The organism is Nocardia jinanensis (assembly GCF_014645735.1).
In the GTDB taxonomy this organism is placed as follows: domain Bacteria; phylum Actinomycetota; class Actinomycetes; order Mycobacteriales; family Mycobacteriaceae; genus Nocardia; species Nocardia jinanensis.
Genome location: NZ_BMMH01000005.1, coordinates 434,395 through 455,191, shown reverse-complemented (window position 1 = coordinate 455,191; position 20,797 = coordinate 434,395). Strand labels below are relative to the sequence as shown.

Sequence of the window (20,797 nt, the reverse complement as noted above, 5' to 3'; positions counted from 1 at the left end):
CGGGCCGCGTCACTTCGTCGAGGAAAGCCGCTCATCAGTCCTGAACCGGAGCCAGGTCCACATCGGCCGACGGACGCAACCGTGCGGTGAGCACCCGTTTCACTCGTGCTCAGGACGGTCTCGGTGTGGTCTGGCTGCGCCCGAACCACGTCGGTCGTAAGGACGAGCTGGTCACGCTCGCCGCCGACAGCGCCGGCCCCGTCGGGGCCGGGCGTACAGAAAATCAGCGGGAAAACCACAGGTCAACGCACTGGCACACTGGTGGGGACTCTCAGGAACAAAACGTCAAAGAACCGGTGTGTCGCACAAGAGAGGCTGAATGATTGCGCTACAAAGTGCGGTGGTGTGAGCGGGCGGAACCGAGTCCGTCGACGGTCGGTCGATAGGGAGGCGAGTTGCTCAACGAGACCATCGCGAGGTTGTTCTGGCATCGCGTCCGTGTCCTGCTCTGTATCGCTGTTCTGTTGGGTACCAGCATGGCGACATTTGCAGGCGAGGTGTCGGCTGAGGAACGGGGTGCGCGACCGGTGTTGCTCATCCTGCTCCAGCCGAATCCCTTCTCTCCGCCTCCGAGTCCCCTCAAGCCCCCTGCGGCGCTGGCCCACAACGAGGCCTGGTACGAGGATCGGATCTTCGGCGAGACCGGCGTAGCTGGTTCACGCAATGTGGCCGACTACTATTCGGCGTTGTCCCGCGGGATGTTCACCTTCAGCAGGGTGGATACGGTCACCGTGCTCGAAGACCGCAGCGCAGCGTTCGAACGCAGAGCCGACGTGCGAACATCAGACGGCGACTCGATGGCAAGGGCCAGGCGTGTGCGTCTGCTCGCCGCGGACGCGGGATTCGACTACAGCAAGTACGACACCAACGACGATGGCAGTGTCACGACCGACGAGCTCACGATCCTGGAAATCGATGGATATACAACCGGATCCGGAGCGACGAGGCATCCGGGATGCCTTCCCATGTCCGGCGTAGAGGTGTGCTCGAGTGTATCTCTCGCCGGTCACCAATCCGGTCTGATGAACTACGCGCACGAGCTTGCACACCTTCTTTCACCAGGGGCAGATGATCTCTACGGCTCTGGACTTCCTCCCCCTGACCAAGCGGCCAGTGTCTGCAACAGCATGCGCAACATTCTCTCGTCGCTCACGTTGATGTCCTGCACCATCAATGAGCCTTTGGATGCGGTGTTCGGCTTCTACATGGAGCCCTTCCATCGCAAGAGATACGGCTGGAACGGTTCGGAGCGCACGGTCGATCTGGATGTAACAAGATCCGGCACTCGAACAGTGGCGCCCTTCGGACTCGAGCTGCCCGCCACTGTACAAACCCTCACATTGCAAGGACCCGGCAATGAGGCGGTTACCTTCGAGTACCGCAATAGCATCAACCCCTTCTTCAACGCCTACGACGATGGGGTCGCGGCGCAGGGACTCCTAGCGTGGTTCGAAGAGACCGACGCGAGCGGCCAGGTTCTTTCCATTCCGACGGTTCGGGGCAAACCAGGCGGGCAGGACGCGGCTGTCTTCTCACTTGCACCCGTCGGTTGCGTGCTCGATCCCAATGATGCGCAAAGCCGCGGGGTGCCTGGAGCCCTCACCCCGGGTACCTATCAGATCAACTGGCGCGACGGGAGCCGGTCGGGTCTGATTCAAGTCGGATTCGACGGCGCAAGCTACAGGGTTTCGTGGAGTGACTCGATCGCACCATGCGGAGGCTCCCCGCTCCTACTACCGCCACCACTGTCCCCGGGCCTCTGCGGTCTGCTGCCGTTCCTGTGCAATCCTTGCGGGCCCTACGGATTTTGCGTCAGCAACCCTACGGACGAAGCGATACACCACACCCCCTCTCCGATCCAACGCGACCAGAACGCCGACAGGCCCATGTCGAGGGAGCCTGGGTCGACTGGCCGGGCCTGGCCCGCGGGGCACAGAACGAGGAGATCGGTCCGCTCTACGGTCGGCAGGACCGGCTGCTCCGCCTGGCGCTGATCTTCGCCCACGGCACCCTGGTCGACCTGCGCGCGACACGGTCCGGGCTCGGGCATGAGGAGGCCGCGCAGTCCTGGACGCGATGACGGCACCCCTGGGCCCGGCGGTGGACGTCGAGATCACCGACACCCCGGCCTACCTCGAACGTAAGCGCGCCGACGACGACGCGCTGGACGTGGTCCTGGGCGCACGCGGACTCGACCCCGACGACACCCACCCGAGAAGCTGATGCCCCTGCCCGACGACCCGTCGCGCCCCGGGCCGCTGCGCATGGAGAGTGATGGTCGCGACATCGACTCTGCTCATGCTCCAAGTCTCTCCCATCCAGCCAGGATTCAGGGCAGGGTGTAGCCGGCCAGCATGAGTTCTGGATCGGTGCCGGTCATTGCCGCGACCCGGCAGATCTCGGCCAGCTGCGGCGCCGGGATCGCGAACCGCTGCTAGGGACGGCGGCCCGGTTTCTCCAGCCGACGTGCCGGGTTGTCGGCGGCCGATATCCACCGGGAGCCGGGTGTGCTGTCGGCCCACCCGGACGCTGCGGGGGCGGTGCTGTCGGGCGCACTGTCCGAGAAGACGAGGATATCGGCGTGGATGCCCACGCTCGGCATGCACCGGCCCCGACGGTGATCGCACACCGTTCACGGTGGGTTCGGCGGACCTTCGGGCCGGCGCGGCAAGTGCGGCTGGAGTGGGGCGCGGTCGACCAGCGACACGATGGTGGGGGCGTGGAAGCGCCTCATCCCGGGCGACGGTGCGCGCGCCGGACTCCGGTCAGCCGAAGAGGAGCTCGAAGGGATCGAGATCGTCGATCGCGGCAGCGTAGCGCTCGGTCATGGCCGATACCACCTCGGCGGGTTGCATGACGGTCGGAACGCACATCCACGCGAAGCCGTGCAAAATGTGCCTGCGGTACTCGGCCCAGGCCTCGTCGGCGTCCACGGTGGGGCCGTCCGCGGCCGCGAGGGCGGCGGTGTAGTGCGCGAGCAGCTCTCGCTCATGCGTTCGCCGGTCCGCGACGGTGAGGGCGGAGCCGAGGAAGTAGGCGACGTCGTGGCCCCACGGTGCCAGGCATGCAGTCTGCCAGTCCAGGAACGCCGGTGCTTCGCCCGGGATGCGATACAACTGCCCGAAGTGCGCGTCACCGTGATTGATCGTGTGGGCGGCGGAGTCGTCGTACTCCCAGAGGGCGCGGAAGGCGCGGCGGATCCGCTCGTCGTCGCGGAGTCCGGGTGAGAGGTCGGGAACCTCGTCGCGGTTGATCAAGATGTGGAACTGCTCGGGGCTGAGCATGACATCGAAAGCTCGTCGAGCCGCCTCTGCGCCGACCGGTAGCCACGGAAAGCGGCCCGGGGCGCTGCCGGTGAGGGGGCCGTGCCAGCCGGCCATCACCTCCAGAGTCGCGGCGACGTCATCGACCGACCACAGCCTGGTCGGAACGGCGAAGTCGGCGTTCTTCTCGTTGAGGTCCTCCAGGATGACGACACCCTGGTCTTTCTCGGCGGCGGCGTAGAACGAATCCGGGTGCTCGGCTTGCAGGACCGGGGATAGGTCGCGGTAGAAACAGCCCTCGAGCTCATAGGCGGGGCCGAGCCCGAAAGCGCGGCTGCGTTCGTCGAAACCGCCCTTGATGCACAGCCGGTTCGGAATCTGCGCAGGATTCTTTTCGTACTCGACTTGGGCGAAGACCTTGGTCGCCGAGCCCCAGATGATGCCGGTTTGCGTCACCGAATTCACGAGGGTTCCCGGCTGCTGGATGCTCAGTGCGGCTCCGAGCCATTCCGGCGTCAATTCCTCGATCGTCCGCGGTAGGACGGCCTGGGCGAGGGTCTCTGAAGTGTTCACAACCTGACCGTACAACGTGTATAGACGTGGTGTCAATCACATAATTGGATAGAAGAGAGCCAAGCCACAATGCGCTCGAATCGCAGGTGAACGACCGGTCGGGCAGCGCTGGACGATGTGTCGGACCGTCGGGACCGGGACAGGGCGTCGTCTCGCGGGCCACTGTGCTCTCCGCCCGCTCGGACCGGGCTGACCGCGGTGGCGAGTCAGTGGATCTGGGAGCCGTAAACTGCCCGCAGCGCGCGGGAGGATGGGCCGGAATTCCCGGCGAACCTCGGCCGACTGGCGGGGCACGAGGATGTGTCTCGGTATCGAGGGGGCTCAGGGGCGGTTCGGGCAGGGTGTTCTGCCGAGTACCGGCAGCCGGGCTGTTGAATCAGAGCACGCCTCAGCCGGCGGGTTCGGCTCGATCGAGTGTTGCCGGGGACGACCGCTGATCAAACCCCGTAGACCGCGGAAACCAGCAGGTCGCCCAGGAAAGCCGCGACCGCGTCGATGTCCCGGAGATGCGCTTCCCCGGCCAGCGAACCCGCGATACTGCGCTCGATGGTCCACAGCAGTACCGCCGCGAACTCCGCGGCCGGCGGTCCGTCTACGGCGAGCCCGGCGGCGCGATCATTCTCGATGATGCGTTCGAGGGTCGTCGTCATCGTCGCCACGGTGTCCAGGTATCGCTGACGCAATTCGGGCCGACGCGGCCATTCGTGAATGGCATTGCGTAGTACCCCGAGGTCGGCCGCATCGAGTTCGAGCCAGGTGTGGATGATTCCTCGGATGGCATCGGCGTCGGCGCGGTCGGCGTCGGCGAGATCGACGAAACCTTGCACGATTCGGTCCGCGACGGACTGGAACAGCTCGATGAAGGCGTCGTCCTTGTTGCCGAAGTAGAAATAGAACGTGGCTCGCGACAGCTTCGAACGATCCAGGATATTCGCGACACTCAACTGGTCCAGTGTCATCTCGCCGAGCAACTCGCTGGTCGCTCGCAGGATGGTGGCCTTGGTTTCGGCATCGCCACCCGTTGCCGGGGCAGGTGGCTCCCGGACCGCGGCGACGGCGATCGGACCGTCGGCCCCACTCTTGCGCTTCCGCGCGCGTTTGGTCCGGCGTTTGGCCCCGAAGATTCCGGCGAGGGTGAGCTCGGTGATCGCGGCGACAGTCGCTCCCGGGTCGGGGATTCGAGGTTCGAGGCCGCGCTGGCCGATGTAGAAGCTTCGTTCGTAGCCGCAGACCAGGACGGTGGCGACCAGTTCGGCGGGTGCGCCGGCCGGCGCGCGGTCCGCAGCCCGCTCGTGTTCGATCTGTTCGGCGATGGCGGAGACGAAGCGTTGCAGCATGACGTTCCACGCCGCACCGAGTGCCGGGTGGCCGTGCATGTTCTCGACCACGGCGCAGATCAGCGGGCCGTGGGTGGACCACATCCCGATGGTGCGTTCGAGGTTGTCGTCGAGCGCACGCTGCCGGGAACGGCCGAGTTCGGAGTTCCACGGTCCTTCGGCGGTGTAGGTGTCGGTGAGCAGGCGGGAGACCATGGCTACCACGACGTCGAATTTGGAGGCGAAGTAGTGATAGAAATTGGCGCGGGAGAGTCCGGCTCGTTTGATGATCTGAGCCACCGTCAGATCGTGCAGGGATGTTTCCTGCAGTAGTTCTTCAGTGGCCGTGAACACGGCGAGTTCGGCCGCGGCGCCGCCGTCGTGAGCCCGGGGCCGCTGACGTGCTAACGATTCCATGTCCACACGTCCACCTTACTTGATGTCTGGACACTATGAACGGTTGGCATGTCCGTACCGTTGACGGTGCGGCGACATCGTGGCCGGGCGGGTGAGTCGGCGAACGATTCCTCACCCGCCCGGAGTCCGGTGGGTTCGTTCACACCGGACGCGCGGTGCGATAGATGTCCTCGATCAGATCGGCGTACTTGCTCGCGATCCCGCGGCGTCGCAGTTTCATGGTCGGGGTGAGCTCTTCGGAATCGGGCAGCCACTCGATGTCGAGTAAGCGATACGCCTTGATCTGCTCGACTCGGGACAACTGCGAGTTCGCCTGTTCCACCGCGTCATCGATCGCGGCGAGCAGGTGCGCATCGACCGCCACGGCGGCGGGCGAGGTGTCGGCTGAATCGTGCTCTTCGGCGAAGATCCGCGCGGAATCGGCGTCGAGCACGAGGAGCGCGACGTTGAACGGCCGGCGGTCACCGATCACACACGCCTGGCCGATCAACGGCGAAGCGTTCTTGAGCGCGCTTTCGATATTGACCGGCGACATGTTCTTGCCGCCAGAGTTGATGATCAGTTCCTTCTTACGGTCGACGATGCCGACCCAGCCGTCCTCGTCGATGACCGCGATATCACCGGTGTGCAACCAGCCCTGCGGATCGATCGCCTCGGCGGTCCGTACCGGGTCTCTGCGGTACCCGCGCATGACGTGCGGTCCACGCAACAGCAGTTCCCCGTCGGCGGCGAGCACGGCCTCGGTACCGGGCTGTGCCAGGCCTACCTTGCCGATCCGGATCTCGGTGGTGAGGTTGGTGAATCCCAGCGCCCCGGTCTCGGACATACCGAAACCCTCCTGAAGCGGCAGACCGAGGGCGAGGAAGAACTCGTGTACCGCCGGCGCGATGGGCGCGGCTCCGGTCATGAGCAGGGCGACCCGGTCGAACCCGAGTCGCTTGCGCAGTGGCTGGAAGATCCGCTCCTCGTCGGCGGCCACCTGCGTGCCGAGCACGGCGGGCACCTCGGCGTGTTCTTGCTCGAGCCGTACCGCGGTGATCGCCGCGGCCACCGCACCGGTGGTCGCGAGACGCTGCTCCTCGGGAAGGGCACTGAATCTGGTGAGCAATGCTCCGCGCAACTTCTCCCAGATCCTCGGCACCCCGAGGAACCAGGAGGGCCGGGCCTCGGCGACCGCGGCGAATACCGCCGCGGCATCGCGAACGGTCGTGATCGGCCAGCCGGTGACGGTGGCCAGGTAGTGGGAAAAGACGCGGTCCGCGGCATGGGCGGTCGGCAGATAGGAAATCGCCGCACCCTCCGCGCCGAAGGGGAAGCGGATATTGCACGAATGCATCACGAACATCAGGTTCGCGTGGGTGAGCTCCACGCCTTTCGGGGGGCCGGTGGTGCCGGAGGTGTAGATCAGCGTGGCGAGGTCGGAGGGTTGCACCGCCTGCCAGGTCCGGGCGAAGTCGAAACCGGTGAGCCGGCGGTGCCGCAATGCCGTCAGCGACAGCACTTCGGCATTCCCCACGGTTCCCGATCTGTCACCGTCGCTGACCACCACATGTCTCAGCAGTGGGGCGCTGGTGCGGGCGATGACGTCGAGGAAGCGTTCCTCGGCGACCAGGACGGTGTTGCCGGCGTTGTCGAACAGGTAGGTGATCTGTTCGGGGGCGGAGGTGAGGTAGATGGAGAAGGGGGTGGCGCCCAGGTGCAGCGCCGCCATATCGACGATGTGGAATTCCGGGCTGTTGGACAGCATGATTGCCACGGTGTCGCCGCGTCGGATCCCGAGCGCGGCCAGGCCGGTAGCGACTTCCTCGACGGCGGCGGCGTAGTCGTGCCAGGTCAGGGATCGATTCTCGCCGTGGACGACGAGTGCCGTGCGCTCGCCGCGCTCGGATACGGTGGCTTGGAATGCCTGGGGCAGGGTGGCGGCGGAGATCCCGGGCGCCGTGCCGGGGGCGGCGATTTCTACCAGTTCGGACATGACTTCCTCACATCATCGGGCGGGAGTGGCCGCGACAGACGAGTCGCGGTGGGTGATCTCGAAGTCCTCCAGCCGCGGCGCGTGTACCCGCTTCCAGTAGTCGACATAACGCCACGGACTGTTGGTGACGATGCGGCCGCGGCCGTTGCGGTAGTAGGTGGTGGTTCCGCCGAAGTCCCAGACCGTGTGTGCCAGCGCTTCGTCCAGTTCACGGTTGTAGGCATCGTGGACGTCCTGGCGAACTTCCATCGCGGCCCATCCGTTGTCGATCAGCGCGGCGATTGCCGCGCTGATGTACTGCACCTGCATCTCGGTGCCCGCGATGACAGTGCCGCCGTGCCCGGTGTTGGTGTTGGGTCCGTACAGGCAGAAGAAGTTCGGGAAGCCGGGAACGGTGATACCCAGGTGCGCCCGGCCGTCGCCCTCCCCCCAGACCTCCCGGAGGGTATGCCCGCCCCGGCCCTGGACCTGGAAGGAACCGAGAACGTCGACGGCATTGAAACCTGTTGCCAGAACGATGATGTCGGCATCGTGGTGGGCTTCATCCGCGGTGCGCACACCGTCGGCGGTGATGGTGCCGATCGGTTCGGTCACCAGTTCGACGTTGTCGCGGCGCAAGGTGCGGAACCACCCGGAGTCGATGAGCATCCGCTTGCCGTAGGGCGGGTAGTCCGGCACGCTCTTGGCGAGCAGATCCGGCCTGCCGTCGAGTTCGCGCTCGATATAGGCGGTGAGCGCGGCGCGCAACCGGTCGTTGCTCTTGTTGACCGACCGGCCGAGGCCCGGATACTCCGGGTCGACCTGTAGCAGGCTCCAGACCTTGTCGCCCATGCGCCAGAACACCCGGGCTCGGTACCAGGCGAGATAGAACGGAACATGCGCACAGAGGAACCGGAAGGCGTCGGTTACCTCGCGGCCCTTGTTCGGGTGCGGAGTGGCCCACTGCGCGGTGCGCTGAAACACCGTGACCTGCGCGGCGACCTCGGCGGCGGCAGGCACGACCTGCATGGCACTGGCACCGGTGCCGATCACCGCGACGCGCTTGCCGGTCAGATCGAGTTCGGGATCCCATTGCGCGGTGTGCACCGCGGGTCCGCGGAAGTCGTCGAGACCGGGCAGGTTCGGCACGCTCGGCTGGTTCAGCAGGCCGACCGCGCTGATCACGATATCGGCGGTGAGCGTCTCGGCATCGCCGGCGCCGTCGGCCGGCTCCACCGTGACCTTCCACCGCGAGGCGGCTTCGTCGTAGGCGGCGGTGCGGACCCGGGTGCCGAACCGGATGTGCTCGCGGACGCCGTGGCGATCGGCCAGGGTGCGCCAGTAGTGCGCCAGTTCCTCCTGCGGGGCGAAGTAGTTCGACCAGTCGGGCTTCGGATCGAACGACAGCGCATAGAGATGGCTCGGGGTGTCCACACCGCAGCCGGGGTAGACGTTCTCGTGCCAGGTGCCGCCCACCTCCTCGTTCTTGTCCACTATGAGGTATTCGATGCCGGCCTGCCCCAGCCGCACTGCCATGGCGAGACCGGAGAGGCCCGCCCCGATGATCACCACCCGGAAATCGGGATCGATGGGTGCCCGGGGTTCGCTGTGCCGGGGATAGATTCCCATTTCCTCGCCGAGCAGGGTGCCGTACTCGGCGGGGATCGAATCCGCGAGCATCACCGACAGCACACGCGCCAGCCGCTCCGGATCGGGTGGCGTGCTCGGGAAAAGTCCGGTTCCGTCGCGCCAGGCACGCAGAACGGCGCCGGCCTCGGCCCGGATGCGCTGCTGCAGCGACTCGTCGAAGCCGCCGGTGTCGTGGTCACCGAGATCGCGCGGCGGTGTCGGTAGGTAGGGCGCTTCGATCCAGCGGTCCTCGCCGGTCAGCAGTGCGAGCGATCCCAGGAGTACGGGCAGGTTGGCGGCGGCGAGCGCGGCGGCGAGCTCGTCCTCCGAGAAATCGGCCGAAGGCCGGAAACTCCCGGCCGGTTGGGCCCCCCAGTTCGGAGGAGTGGAGGAGGGAGACGACTGCGACATAGAGCGACCATACAATCTGTTTAGACGTGGCGTCAATCACTCCTGCTCGGTTCTGGATGGCCGACATCAAGAGTCGAGACAAATCGTGCATACGCTATGTATGGATAACATGTATTGTCCGTGAGATGACGATAATCGAGCAGCGGCCCCGTCACGGGTCGATCTACGAGACCGAGCACGAAGCATTCCGGGAGAGTTTCCGCACGTTCCTGGAAACGCGGGTGGTCCCGGACTATCTGCGATGGGAAAAGGCCGGAATAGTCCCCCGCGAGATCTTCGCCGAAGCCGGGGGCCACGGCTTCCTCGGAATGGCGATCGGCGAAGAATTCGGGGGCGGTGGCGTCGACGATTTCCGATTCAACGCGGTGATTGCCGAGGAGGTGGCGCGCGCGGGCGTCATGTCCTTCGGTATCAACCTGCACAATGACATCTGCGTGCCGTACTTTCTCCGCTACGCCGATGCCGACCAGCGGAAACGCTGGTTACCCGGGCTGGCCGCCGGTGAGCGCATCGCCGCGATCGCCATGACCGAGCCCGGCACCGGATCGGATCTGGCCGGTATCGAGACCACCGCGGTGCGCGACGGCGATCATTTCGTCGTCAACGGTGCGAAAACCTTCATCTCCAACGGGATGAATGCCGACCTCGTGATCGTCGCCGCCCGCACCGACAAGCAGGCGGGTAGGCACGGGGGGTTGTCATTGATCGTGGTGGAACGCGATACGCCCGGTTTCAGCCGCGGTCGCAATCTCGAGAAGATAGGAATGCACGCTCAGGACACCGCTGAGCTGTTCTTCGACAACGCGCGGGTGCCCGTCGCGAACCTGCTGGGCGAACCCGGCGCCGGCTTCGGTGCGCTGGTGTCGAATCTGCCGCAGGAGCGGATGACCATCGCCGTGGCCAGTACCGCTGCCGCCGCCCGCGCCGTCGAGTACGCGACGGAGTACGTGCGGGAGCGCATCGCGTTCGGGAAACCGCTGGCCGCTTTCCAGAACACTCGATTCGTCCTGGCCGAGGCGCACACCCGGACCGAGGTGCTGCGTGCCTTCGTCACCGACTGTCTGCGGGAGCATATCGAGGGCACGCTCACCGCCGAACGCGCGGCGATGGCCAAATTCGCGGCGACGGAAACTCAGGGTCGTGTGGTCGATGCCTGCCTGCAACTGTTCGGAGGCTATGGCTACATGGCCGAGTATCCGATCGCGCGGGCCTACGCCGATGCCCGGGTCCAGCGAATCTACGGCGGGACGAGCGAGATCATGAAGGAAATCGTCGGGAAAGCGATGGGGATCTGAGATGCGCCGGACGCTCTTCGCCGACGAACACGAACAATTCCGCGCGGCGGTGCGCAGTTTCCTCGAAAAGCACGCTGTGCCGCATACCGCCGAGTGGGAGGCCGCGGGTCAGGTCGATCGAGGCTTCTGGAAAGCTGCTGCCGCGCAGGGGCTGGTCGGTTTCGCCGCCGCGGAGGAATTCGGCGGCGCCGGACTGCGGGACTTCCGGTTCAACGCCGTTCTGAACGAAGAAGTGGTGCGCACCGGAACCGTCGGAGACGGTTTCTCGCTGACCAACGATATCGTCTTGCCGTACTACCTCGATATCGCTTCGGCGGAACAGCGGCAGCGGTGGGTTCCCGGAATCGTTGCCGGCGACACCGCGATCGCGATCGCCATGTCGGAGCCCGGCACCGGTTCGGATCTGCGCGCCATCAAGACCACCGCGGTCCGCGCGGCGGGCGGGTGGCGGATCAACGGTGCCAAAACATTTGTCACCCGGGGTATCCAGGCGGATCTGATCATCGTGGCTGCTCGGATTCCGGACTCCGACGGCGGTGGTTTCGGCCTGTTCGTCGTCCCGGGCGACCGGGCGGGATTCGAGCGCGGCCGCAAACTCGACAAGATCGGGCGCCGCGCGCAGGACACCGCGGAATTGTTCTTCCGCGATGTTCTCGTTCCCGATGCGGATGTCCTCGGTGAACCCGGCGAGGGCTTGCACTACCTGATGGGAAATCTCGCGCAGGAGCGGCTGTCGATGGCCGTGGTCGCGGTCGCCAGTGCCGAGCATGCGGTGGATACCGCCGTCGCCTACGCCAAGGAACGCAAGGCGTTCGGTCAGCCGATCGGCTCGTTCCAGGCCAATCGGTTCCGGCTCGCCGAGCTCGCCACCCGGGTCGGGATCGCGCGGGTGTACATCGACCGCTGCATCGAGGCGCAGAACAGGGGGGAATTGACGGCCGCCGAGGCCGCCGGGGCGAAGTTCTGGACCACCGAACTGGAATTCGAGGCGTTGGACAGCTGCCTGCAATTGCACGGTGGCTACGGCTACATGGAGGAATACGAGGTCGCGCGCCGCTGGCGTGACGCGCGGGTCCAGCAGATCTACGGCGGGACCAACGAGATCATGCGGGAGATCGTGGGCCGATCCCTCGGTCTCTAGCGGAACGGGCCGGGTCGGTCGCCCCTCGCGACTCCGTTGTCGGCGAGGATTCCGCAACCTAGTTGTCGCGGTGCGATCGGCCCCGGCCGGGCTCAGTCGGCGATGACTCCACTGTCGGCGAGTGCGGCGACCTCGTCGGCGGCGTAGCCCAGATCGGCCAGCACACTGCGGCTGTCCGCGCCGGGGGACCGGCGTGTTCGCGGTGTAGTCGGCGCGACGCCGTCGAAACGGGGCGCGGGAGCCGGCTGCACGACCCCGTCGATCTCGACGAATGTTCCGCGTTCGCGGTGGTGCGGATGGTCGACTGTCTCGGCCAGGGATAACACCGGCGCGTAGCACGTGTTGCTGCCCAGGAACAGTTTGTCCAGTTCCGCGCGGTCGTAGCGACCGATGCGCGCCGCCAGGACGCGTCGGAACTCGTCCCAATTCGTGGTGTCGAACTGGTTGTCGCGCACCTCGTCCGGCAGCTCGAGAATATCGCACAGCTCCTGCCAGAACGGCGCCTCGATGGCGCCGATGCTGACCCACTGCCCGTCCCGGGTTCGATAGACGTCGTAGAAGAACGCCCCGGTGCCGAGCATATGGGTGCCGCGTTCGTCGGTGAACAGCCCCTCTGCCCGGTAGGTGTGGAACATCGCCATGAGCGCGGACACTCCATCGATCATGGCCGCGTCCACGACCCGGCCACCACCACCGGCGCGAGCGGCGAGAATCCCCGCCAGCATGCCCATGCCGAGCAGCATTCCGCCGCCGCCGAAATCACCCACCAGATTCAACGGGGGCACCGGCGGCTCACCCTTGCGGCCGATCGCGTGCAGCGCTCCCGCCAGTGCGATGTAGTTGATGTCGTGTCCGGGCATCGAGGCCATCGGCCCGCTCTGTCCCCAGCCGGTCATCCGGCCGTAGACCAGGTCCGGATTGGCCGCCATGCAGTCCTCCGGTCCGACACCGAGCCGCTCGGCCACCCCCGGCCGGAAGGTCTCGATCAGCCCGTCCGCGCCCGCGCAGAGCCGGCGCACCACGTCGGCGCCGGCTTCCGTTTTCAGGTCGACCGCGAGGTGGCGCCGACTGCGAAACAAGATCGAATGTCCCTGTACTGCCCAAGAATTGCCACCGGGGCGGTCGACGCAGATCACCTCCGCTCCGAGGTCGGCCAGCATCATCCCGGCGAACGGCCCCGGACCGATACCGGCCAGTTCGATGATCCGGACTCCGTCCAGGGGCGGCCGGGGGGACCCGGTCACGAGCGGGCCACCACGGGCATATCGCCCTTGTTGGCGGCGATATCGGCATGTACTTCCTCCGGGTTCGCCACGGCGACGGCCTTCTGACCGTGGGGCACTTCGATCGCCGCGTTGAAGGTACGCAGGATGTCGAAGGCGGTCTTCTCGTCGTCGTGCGGAAGGAGCCGGCCGATCCGATGGGCGACCGCGACCAGCGGCCGGACCGCCGGCAGTACGTGCCGCCAGGCTGTGCGTTCGGCGCCGAGAGCGGTCAGCACATCGGTGGGAATCCAGGAGTACAGCAGGCCGTAGGCCAGGGCGAGCCGGCGCTCGGTGGTCATGAACTTGGCGATCGGCCCGGGCAGGATCTCTACGTCGCCCGGGGGGTTCTCGACGCTGTAGGCGATGACCGAGTGCACGACGTCGCGGCACAGCTCGTCCGGCGGCAGCTCGAGCAGGGTGTGCAGTTCGGTCTTGCGCCGCGCGTCCTCGTAGCCGGTGTGCAGGATGTCCGCCGGGACACCGATCACGTGCCCGACGTAGCGGCTCAGCGCGAAGATGTCCTCGAGCTCCCGATCGCTGTAGCGGAAGCCGGAGTTCTGGACGGCGTCGATGAACTTCACGCCGAACTGCCCGGCCTGGGTGACCATGCCATCGAGATTGTTGATCGGCACGCCCCAGTTCGCCCAGTCCCAGACCTCGGAGTGGCTGAGGCTGTGCCGGACCGCGGCATGGATCATCCGCACCTTCGCGGTGAGCCGGAATCCCTCCTCGAACCGGCGCATGCCGCCGGGGGTGTAGGCGGCGACAACGTAGCGGAAGCTCTCGATCAGCCGGGTGCCGACTTTGTCCGACTGCCGGAGCCGGCCACTGAACAGGACCGGCCGGGTCGCGCTGTACATCGAGAATCCGCCGGCGATGGTGGCCCAGGCGAGGACCGGCGGGACGATCGGCCCGGCCCGCCAGAAGGCGACCGCGCCGCGGTAGAGCTGGTCGAAATCGACCCAGTCCGGGATCCGGTCGAGTTCCGCGAACAGAGCCACCAGGCCCGGGCTGGGGTCGTCCACGGCGTCGATGCCCTGTTCGAGCGCCAGATCGAAGGTCCGCCAATTGGTGTTGTTGGACTTGTCCTTGAAGTCCAGCATCGCCTGGTAGGCGTAGTCGTCCGCGAGCAGGGCGTGATCGGTGAGCTTTTCCACCAGCTCACGGCCGTACATCGCGATGGCTTTGTCCTTGTTGGCGATGCGACCGAGATCGATACCGCGGGGAAGTCCGGGCGGAACGTCCAGATCACCGCGGAAGGTGCGGCCGTCCGGGCGCGTAGGTGCGCTGGTCATAGTCAATCTCCTCGTTGTGACTGCCGTTACAGCGAGGGTAGACTCAACTAGACACTATGTCTACACTCAATGTCTGGCCTCGCATTTTGCCGAATCGCCGGCGCGAGCGCCCGATATTGTCGCCGCCCGGTGAGGAAATCCCATGCCTGAAATGCTCGATGCCACCGTTCTCGCCCCGGATGACGCGGCCACCGATGCGCTCGAGCGCATGCTGCGCTCCCGCTGGAGTTGCCGTGCGTTCACTCCGGAGCCGGTCCCGCGCTCCGAGATCACCCGGATCCTCGACCTGGCCCGCCGGTCTCCGTCGTGGTGCAACACCCAGCCCTGGCATGTGCACGTGACGGAGGGGGCCGGCACCGAGCGGTTGCGGGAAGCGCTGCGCTCCGCAGTCGCCGCAGGCCCGGATGCCGCGCCCGATATCGCCTTCCCGGAGTCCTATGAGGGCGTCTACCGTGAGCGCCGCCGGATCAGCGGTTGGCAGCTCTACGCCAGCCTCGGTATCGACAAGAGTGACCGGGTCGCCTCGGGTGAGCAGACGCTGCGGAACTTCGATCTCTTCGATGCCCCGCATGTCGCGATCGTGACAACGGAACGGGCGCTGGGCGCCTACGGTGCCGTGGATTCCGGGATTTTCGTGTCCAACTTCGTTCTCGCGGCACACAGCCGTGGGATCGCGACGATTCCGCAGGCCGCGCTGGCGACCCAGGCGCCGCTCATCCGGCGGCACTTCGATCTTCCCCCTGAACGTCAGGTGCTGCTCGGAATCTCCTTCGGGTATGCCGACAGCGGTCATCCGGCGAACGGTTATCGCACCGAGCGGCAGGGGCTCGGGGAACTGGTGACGTTCGTGGGCAACTGAACATCCGGCGAGACTAGACAACGTGTTCAGACGAATTGTATGTTCCGAAAGTGCCTGATCGAACTGGCACCCGCGAACAACCGATCGACAGAGGAGTCCTCATGCCGGACACGCAGGCGCTGATCTTCGACGCCGTCCGAACCCCGCGCGGCCGGGGAAAGAGTTCCGGTTCGCTACATACGATCAAGTCGATCGATCTCGCGAGCGGGACGATCCGATCGGTGCTGGAGCGTAACCCTTCGCTGGATCCGGCCCGGATCGACGACATCGTGCTCGGCGTCGTATCGCCGATCGGTGAACAGGGCGGTGATATCGCGCGCACGGCGTCGCTGGTGGCGGGACTGCCGCACACGGTGGCCGGAGTGCAGATCAACCGTTTCTGCGCGTCCGGCCTGGAGGCGGTGAACCTGGCGGCGCAGAAGGTTCGGTCCGGGTTCGAGGATGTGGTGCTGGCCGGCGGCGTGGAGTCCATGTCGCGGGTGGCGATGAGCTCCGACGGCGCGGCTTGGATGGACGATCCCGCGACCAATATCGCCACCGGATTCGTCCCGCAGGGAATCGGCGCGGACCTGATCGCCACGATCGAAGGATTCGGCCGGGCCGATGTCGACGAGTTCGCGGCCCGCTCCCACGAACTGGCCGGCAAGGCGGAAGCCGAGGCACGCTTCACCGGCTCGGTCGTCCCGGTCCGCGATATCAACGGCCGGGTCGTACTCGACCGCCACGAGACCATCCGTCCCGGGACCAGCGTGGAATCCCTCGCCAAGCTGCCGCCGTCCTTCGCCGCGCTGGGTGCGAAGGCCGGGTTCGACGCCGTGGCGCTGCAGGAGTTTCCCGAGGTCGAGCGGATCGATCACGTCCACCACGCGGGTAACAGCTCCGGCATCGTGGACGGTGCTGCCCTGCTGGTGATCGGTAGTGAGCAGGTGGGCGCCGAACTGGGGCTGACCGCGCGCGGCCGGATCGTGGCGACCGCGGTGTCCGGCGACAACCCCACCATCATGCTCACCGCACCGGCACCCGCGTCCCGGAAGGCGCTGGCGAAGGCAGGCCTGCAGGTCTGCGATATCGACCTGTTCGAGGTCAACGAGGCCTTTGCCGCGGTCGTGCTGCGATTCGTGAAGGATCTCGATATCGACCTCGCGAAGGTCAATGTCAACGGCGGTGCGATCGCCATGGGTCATCCACTGGGCGCGACCGGCGCCATGCTCGTCTCGACCGTACTGGACGAACTGCACCGCATCGGCGGCCGGTACGGCCTGGTGACGCTGTGCGTCGGCGGCGGTATGGGCATCGCGACGATCATCGAAGCCCTCTGACCCGCCGAGCTTTTCGGAAAGGACATCGAAATCTATGAGCACCAGCGCCATTCACGTCACGCGCGATCCCGCCGGAATCGTCACGCTGACCATCGACGACCCGAACCAGCGGGTCAACACCATGAATTCGCTGTTCGTGGAATCTCTCGCCGCTGAACTCGACGCCCTCGAGAACGACGGGGAGGTGGCCGGGGTGATCCTCACCTCGGCCAAGAAGACCTTCTTCGCCGGCGGCGATCTGAACGACCTGCGGGCCGCGCGCCGCGACCGGATCGACGAGTTCGCCACATTCGTTCAGCGCAACAGCTCGCTGCTGCGGCGACTCGAGAAGTTGCCGGTCCCGGTCGTGGCCGCGATCAACGGATCGGCGCTGGGCGGTGGCCTGGAGCTCGCCCTGGCCGCACACCACCGGATCGTGGTCGACGCGCCCGGCGTGCGGCTGGGCCTGCCCGAGGTCACGCTGGGCCTGCTTCCCGGTGCCGGCGGTGTGGTTCGTACGGTCCGCGTGCTCGGGGTACAGGTGGCGTTGCGCGATGTGCTGCTGACCGGCAAGAAGCACACCGTGGCCGATGCACTGGAGCTCGGCCTCGTCGACGCGACGGTGGCGACCGCCGTAGACCTGCTTCCGGCGGCGACCGCCTGGATCCACGAGCATCCCGGCGCCCACCAGCCATGGGACAGCGAGGGATTCCGGATCCCCGGCGGGGCACCCGGTGATCGCAGCGCGCCGCTGCACGCCGCGCTGCCCGCGCTGGCCGCGACGCTGCGTGCACAGACCAAGGGTGCTCCCGCGCCGGCGCGGGAGCACATCCTCGCCGCGGCGGTCGAGGGCGCGCAGGTCGATGTCGACAGTGCGCTGGCGATCGAGGCCAGGTACTTCCTCGATCTGGCCACCGGGCAGATCGCGAAGAACATGATCCAGGCCAACTTCTTCGACCTGCAGGTTGTGACCGGTCCGCGCGGCCGGGACGCCGCTCGGGAGCCGTGGTCGCCGCACAAGGCGATCGTGCTCGGCGCGGGCATGATGGGCGCGGGCATCGCCTACCAGTGCGCGGTCTCCGGTGTCGAGGTGGTGCTGAAGGATGTGACGCCCGAAGCCGCCGAGCGGGGCAAGGGCTACGCGCAGCGGGTGCTCGACAAGCGCGTGAAAGCCGGGCAGATCAGCGCGCAGACGCGGGACGAGGTGCTCGCGCGGATCACGCCGGCCACCGAGGCCGCGGCGGCAACCGGCGCCGACCTGGTGATCGAGGCGGTCTTCGAGGACCCGTCGCTCAAGGCCGACGTATTGCGTGAGATCGAACCACTACTGGCACCCGACGCCGTGATCGGGTCGAATACCTCGACCTTGCCCATCACCGGTCTCGCCGCAAACGTCTCGGCTCCGGACCGCTTCATCGGCCTGCATTTCTTCAGCCCGGTGGACCGCATGCCACTGCTGGAGATCATCAAGGGCGAGCGGACCTCCGCCGAAACCCTGTCGCGGGCATTGGACCTTGCTCGGGTGATCGGCAAGACGCCGATCGTGGTCAACGACAGCAGGGGCTTCTTCACCAGCCGGGTGATCGGCACCTTCGTCAACGAGGCGCTGGCCATGCTCGGCGAAGGCGTGCCCGCACCGGTGATCGAACAGGCGACCACGCAGGCCGGTTACCCGGCCCCGGCGCTGCAACTTGCCGATGAACTCAATCTGGAGCTGCTGCGCCGGGTGCGCGATGCCTCCCGTGCTGCCGCAGAGGCGGCGGGCGGCACCTGGAATCCCCATCCGGCCGAAGCCGTTCTGGACCGCATGCTCGGTGAATTCGGCCGGGCCGGCCGTTTGGCGGGCAGCGGGTTCTACGAGTACGCGGACGGTGCCCGGACGCGGCTGTGGCCGGGGCTGCGGGAAGCGTTCGGCTCCTCGCGCGCCGACGTTGCCTTCATCGACCTGAAGGAACGCCTGCTGTTCGTGGAGGCGATCGAATCGGTGAAGTGCCTCGACGAGGGTGTGCTCGAGTCGGTGCCCGACGCCAACATCGGATCTCTGCTCGGCATCGGCTACCCGGGCTGGACCGGGGGTGTGCTGCAGTACATCGACGGCTACGCCGGCGGGGTGGCCGGATTCGTCCGGCGTGCCGAGGAACTGGCGGCCGGCTACGGTGACCGTTTCGCCCCGCCGCCGTCGCTGGTCGCGCTCGCTCGCGCCGGCGGCACTCTCGCGGCCGCGCACCGCGACCAGGTGTCTGCCCTGTCCTGACCGGTGTGCGCCACCGATCCTCATGGTGGGTTGCCCGGGTTCCGGGCGACCCCACCACCTTGTCGGAGCGAGAGGAAACATGTCCGAACGTCTCATCGAAATGCGCGACGGTGTACGTATCAACGTCCTGGCATTGGGAACCGGCCGGCCGGTGCTGCTGATCCACGGCTGGAGCCTGAGCAGTGCGGTCTGGGATCGCCAGATCCGGGTGCTGGCCGAATCCGGACACCGGGTGCTGGCGATGGATCTGCGCGGGCACGGCGGTTCCGAGGCCCCGCTGGGGGGCTACGAGATCGACTCGCTCGCCGCCGATGCCGCCGATGTACTGGCCGCCTTCAGGGTGCCCCAGGCGGCGGTGGTGGGCTGGTCGCTCGGCGGTATGGTCGCGCTGCGCCTCGCGTACGATCGCCCGGCGATGGTCGAGCGGGCGGTCTTGGTGGCCTCCAACGGCGTCGCCGCCTCCCGAACCGAGGCCTTCCCGTTCGGCGTACCCGCCGAGGGACCGCTGAACACCATTCTCACCGCCGAGCACAACGACCGGGTCACGTTGCGGCGCAGCGCTGTCGGTGATCCGTTCAAAGAGAAACCGGCTACGCATCTGCTCGATTGGCTGCATCGTATATCGCTGCAGACCCCGAGCTGGGCGGCCTGTGCCGCTATGCGGACGCTTTTGTGCACCGACCAGGTGCATATCCTCGACGGCGTACGGGTTCCGGTGACCCAGATCATCGGTACCGCCGACCCGGCGCTTTCGGTACGCGGTGCGCGCTGGTTGCACGAGCGGCTCGCCACCACGCTGGTCGAGTTCGACACCGGCCACTACCCGATGCTGGAAGCGGCCGACGAGTTCGATATCGCGCTGCTGCGCGCCGTTGGCGGCGGTGCCGGCTGACCGGCACCGCCCGGTCTGTCAGCGGCCTTCGAAAACCGGAGGCCGCCGTGCGGCGAAAGCCGCCACGCCTTCCCTGAAGTCCCGGGAATCGACCAGCCGGGTCTGCCCCTCGACCTCGCTCTCGAACGCGGCGTCCAACTGGGGAAGCAGGGCGGTGTTCAAACTGCGCTTGGTCGCCGCGAAAGCCGCGGTCGGGCCGGCGGCCAGGCGCAGGGCGAGTTCGGACGCTCGGTCGTTCAACTCCTCGTCTGCCACGACCTCGTCGACCATGCCCCAGCTCAGCGCGGTTTCCGCGTCGATGCGCTCGGCCAGCAATGCCATCCGGCCGGCCCGCCCCAGTCCGACACGGGCACCCAGAAGCATCGACGCTCCGGCATCCAGCGTCAGCCCGACCTTGGCGAAAGCCAGTGTGAAGGAGGCCGATCGGGCCGCGATGAGCTGATCGCACGCCAGTGCCAGTGCACAGCCGGCGCCGACGGCGGCGCCGTTGATCGCGGCGATCACAGGTTTGGGCATACTGCGGAGCGTGCGCACGGTGGGGTTGTACCGCATCCGCAGCTCCTCCTCGGTGCGCGGTGACAGCCGGAGCTCCGGGGACATCTCCTCCAGCGACAGATCCGCACCGGCCGAAAACGCCCGGCCCGCCCCGGTCAGCACGACGCAGCGCACCGAATCCTCTGTCGCGGCCCAGTCGGTGGCCGCACGCAATTCCTGTTGAAGCGCGAGATCGAACGCATTCAGTGCCCCCGGCCGCGCCAGGATCAAAGCCGCGGCCGCAGCTGATCGACGGATTTCGAGTACTTCTGTCCGAGAAATTAAATCCCATTCATTCATGCCGCGGCATACTAAGGCAGACGGTATATATATACAACGTGTTCATGGCACGCCGGAAGGGTCAGGGGTGTCCGTAAAGAAAGTGATTGACATTACATATG

At 66.6% G+C, this 20,797-nt stretch carries 15 protein-coding genes; 8 read left to right on the top strand and 7 right to left on the bottom strand.

What is annotated here, in order from left to right; translation table 11 throughout:
• Positions 1–395: 395 nt before the first annotated feature.
• Together IEY68_RS15320 and IEY68_RS15315 are read left to right on the top strand one after the other, a co-directional pair.
• On the top strand, positions 396–1,994 hold the full coding sequence (locus IEY68_RS15320; protein ID WP_062997365.1) for a metallopeptidase domain-containing protein: 1,599 nt from the start codon (positions 396–398) through the stop codon (positions 1,992–1,994).
• A gap of 82 nt (positions 1,995–2,076) precedes the next feature.
• The gene (locus IEY68_RS15315) at positions 2,077–2,223 is read left to right on the top strand and encodes a hypothetical protein (RefSeq protein WP_189094303.1); all 147 of its coding nucleotides are present in this window, start codon (positions 2,077–2,079) and stop codon (positions 2,221–2,223) included.
• A 542-nt stretch (positions 2,224–2,765) separates the two neighbouring features.
• On the opposite strand, the gene IEY68_RS15310 is transcribed toward IEY68_RS15315, so the two are convergent.
• From IEY68_RS15310 to IEY68_RS15295, 4 genes are all read right to left on the bottom strand, one after another.
• Entirely contained in the window at positions 2,766–3,836 is a 1,071-nt protein-coding gene (locus tag IEY68_RS15310; RefSeq protein ID WP_062997366.1) for a phosphotransferase, read from the bottom strand.
• 437 nt (positions 3,837–4,273) lie between these two features.
• The gene (locus IEY68_RS15305) at positions 4,274–5,569 is read right to left on the bottom strand and encodes a TetR/AcrR family transcriptional regulator (protein WP_062997991.1); all 1,296 of its coding nucleotides are present in this window, start codon (positions 5,567–5,569) and stop codon (positions 4,274–4,276) included.
• Positions 5,570–5,708: 139 nt separating this feature from the next.
• Positions 5,709–7,544, bottom strand: coding sequence for an AMP-dependent synthetase/ligase (locus IEY68_RS15300; protein ID WP_062997368.1), 1,836 nt, complete (start codon positions 7,542–7,544; stop codon positions 5,709–5,711).
• Between the two features lie 12 nt (positions 7,545–7,556).
• Positions 7,557–9,563 (bottom strand): flavin-containing monooxygenase, encoded by a 2,007-nt coding sequence (locus IEY68_RS15295; protein WP_062997370.1) that lies wholly within the window; start codon positions 9,561–9,563, stop codon positions 7,557–7,559.
• Between the two features lie 125 nt (positions 9,564–9,688).
• On the opposite strand from IEY68_RS15295, the gene IEY68_RS15290 reads away from it, so the two are divergent.
• Both IEY68_RS15290 and IEY68_RS15285 read left to right on the top strand, forming a co-directional pair.
• Positions 9,689–10,858: an acyl-CoA dehydrogenase family protein gene (locus IEY68_RS15290; RefSeq protein WP_062997372.1), complete on the top strand. Its 1,170-nt coding sequence runs from the start codon at positions 9,689–9,691 to the stop codon at positions 10,856–10,858.
• Position 10,859: 1 nt separating this feature from the next.
• Positions 10,860–11,999: an acyl-CoA dehydrogenase family protein gene (locus IEY68_RS15285; RefSeq protein WP_062997374.1), complete on the top strand. Its 1,140-nt coding sequence runs from the start codon at positions 10,860–10,862 to the stop codon at positions 11,997–11,999.
• A 92-nt stretch (positions 12,000–12,091) separates the two neighbouring features.
• Here the strand turns inward: IEY68_RS15285 and IEY68_RS15280 are convergent, their stop codons facing one another.
• Positions 12,092–13,243: a CaiB/BaiF CoA transferase family protein gene (locus IEY68_RS15280; protein WP_062997376.1), complete on the bottom strand. Its 1,152-nt coding sequence runs from the start codon at positions 13,241–13,243 to the stop codon at positions 12,092–12,094.
• Positions 13,240–14,559 carry an oxygenase MpaB family protein gene (locus tag IEY68_RS15275; protein WP_062997378.1) on the bottom strand — a complete coding sequence of 440 codons (1,320 nt, stop codon included), beginning with the start codon at positions 14,557–14,559 and terminating at the stop codon, positions 13,240–13,242. Before IEY68_RS15275 ends, IEY68_RS15280 begins: the two co-directional genes overlap by 4 nt.
• A 142-nt stretch (positions 14,560–14,701) precedes the next feature.
• Here IEY68_RS15275 and IEY68_RS15270 point away from each other — a divergent pair, with 142 nt between their 5' ends.
• The 4 genes from IEY68_RS15270 to IEY68_RS15255 all read left to right on the top strand — a co-directional run bounded on the left by IEY68_RS15270 (position 14,702) and on the right by IEY68_RS15255 (position 19,862).
• Positions 14,702–15,418 carry a nitroreductase gene (locus IEY68_RS15270; RefSeq protein ID WP_062997379.1) on the top strand — a complete coding sequence of 239 codons (717 nt, stop codon included), beginning with the start codon at positions 14,702–14,704 and terminating at the stop codon, positions 15,416–15,418.
• Positions 15,419–15,519: 101 nt separating this feature from the next.
• Positions 15,520–16,737 carry an acetyl-CoA C-acetyltransferase gene (locus tag IEY68_RS15265; protein WP_062997381.1) on the top strand — a complete coding sequence of 406 codons (1,218 nt, stop codon included), beginning with the start codon at positions 15,520–15,522 and terminating at the stop codon, positions 16,735–16,737.
• Positions 16,738–16,771: 34 nt separating this feature from the next.
• The gene (locus tag IEY68_RS15260) at positions 16,772–18,970 is read left to right on the top strand and encodes a 3-hydroxyacyl-CoA dehydrogenase NAD-binding domain-containing protein (protein WP_062997383.1); all 2,199 of its coding nucleotides are present in this window, start codon (positions 16,772–16,774) and stop codon (positions 18,968–18,970) included.
• Between the two features lie 79 nt (positions 18,971–19,049).
• Positions 19,050–19,862 (top strand): alpha/beta fold hydrolase, encoded by an 813-nt coding sequence (locus IEY68_RS15255; RefSeq protein ID WP_062997385.1) that lies wholly within the window; start codon positions 19,050–19,052, stop codon positions 19,860–19,862.
• Between the two features lie 18 nt (positions 19,863–19,880).
• Here the strand turns inward: IEY68_RS15255 and IEY68_RS15250 are convergent, their stop codons facing one another.
• Positions 19,881–20,696 (bottom strand): enoyl-CoA hydratase/isomerase family protein, encoded by an 816-nt coding sequence (locus IEY68_RS15250; RefSeq protein WP_062997387.1) that lies wholly within the window; start codon positions 20,694–20,696, stop codon positions 19,881–19,883.
• Between the last annotated feature and the right edge of the window lie 101 nt (positions 20,697–20,797).